This window comes from Rahnella victoriana, from assembly GCF_004330295.1.
Lineage (GTDB): Bacteria > Pseudomonadota > Gammaproteobacteria > Enterobacterales > Enterobacteriaceae > Rahnella > Rahnella victoriana.
The window spans coordinates 1-1,421 of sequence record NZ_SJOJ01000061.1 but is presented as its reverse complement, the minus strand read 5'-3'; the positions used below and the strand labels follow the sequence as shown (position 1 = coordinate 1,421).

At 50.0% G+C, this 1,421-nt stretch carries 1 protein-coding gene and 1 pseudogene; both read right to left on the bottom strand.

Annotation, left to right across the window (positions count from 1 at the left end):
- Window positions 1-269 (bottom strand): annotated as a pseudogene (locus EYY67_RS24625) (hypothetical protein); the annotation flags it as partial.
- Between the two features lie 47 nt (window positions 270-316).
- Window positions 317-1,421 (bottom strand): sugar phosphate isomerase/epimerase family protein (locus EYY67_RS24240; protein WP_131694603.1); only part of this gene is annotated, 1,105 nt, incomplete at its 5' end.

The following is a 1,421-nucleotide window of genomic DNA, read 5'->3' as shown; positions in this document are numbered from 1 at the left end:
GCGCCTTCTCCAATCGCGGCGGCTAATGTCATACGAATACGTTCTGAAACATCATCGTGACTGTCAGCGCTGTTTATCGCCTTATTGGCGGCTGACGTCGCTTTATTGCTCGTGCCGCGCGATTTTTTGATTATCTTTTCCACCACAAACCTCTTAAGCACACATGCAGATAACAACGGGGTTTTTATTATCTCGATAATAATATTCATACGCAAATGTTGATAGCGGCGGTGAATTTTCACGCTGACTGACGCGAGTATTCGCGCCATTATGCTACAGCTTCAGACTTTGCGCCCCTTCCATGTGATCCGTTCCATTACGAAAGGCCAATGCCTTGTTTATTACAAATATGCCGAACATGGCGGGACGATTTGTTGATGAAATTTATGGCTTCCTGAAAACCATAAGGTTGATGCTGGTAGTCTGGATATCCGTAATTATCCCTTTCGTAGGCTTCCCAATCGACTATCTCACCGGCGATGACTCTCGCTTCGAACGCATCGACCATTGACAGGTAAGCCTGCTCCTCGTCTGTCGATAAATCAGGATGGCCGGCACGCCATAACGGATCGTTGAGCTGAATGCACTGTCTTGGATACGCACGTCGAGGATTATCTGCAGTGGATTGTGCAATCTCCAGTGAAAGATTCAGTTGCGGTTTTACTGCTGACAAAATAGGCAAAATGGCCGCAAAATCAACAATACCCTCCCCACAAGGTCGTGGCTGAAAGTCAAAGCCACCGGCCGCCCTTCCGATATATGCATCCTTTATATGTGTTTGACGAACGTAAGGGGCAAGGCGTTTGGTCGCCCACACAGGGTGCTCAGCGCGTTGCAGCATGTTTGCCGTGTCGAGCACGACGCCTGTACAATCTTCACCCACGGCTTCTATCAGCCGTAGAATTTCGAACGAGGTGATTTCATCATGCGTCTCGATATTCATGTGGATCCCGAGCGCACGTGCGGCGGGTGCAAGTTTCTTGAGCACTTTTTCGGTGGCGAGCATCTGCTCTTCCCACGTGACATCGGTGCGGAATCTATCCACCGCCAATCGCCCCCGATAGGCAGGCTTAAAATTTCCCGGCGATACCCAAAGTTCATGACAGCCAATTGCCGCGCTGGCCTCCATCATTTTGATGAGACCTGCAATGATATCGCCCTCGCCAATCGCACGCAGCTCCGGAGACTCTGCGCTGCAATAAGGGTTAATTTTGCCGAGTCCGCTCTCCAGATAAAGTCCCAGCTCGTCGGCTTTACTGCGTATTTCTCGCAGCTGCCCGAGGTCGAGTGTCGGACTCATATCCAAAACGGTACTAAAGAAAATTCCGCCTAAACCGAGCATCTTTACGTGGTCGAGGCTAGCGAGTGGGCCGCGTTTTTTCACTTCGGGTAATTTCAACCCATCAATGCCTAATTTCATT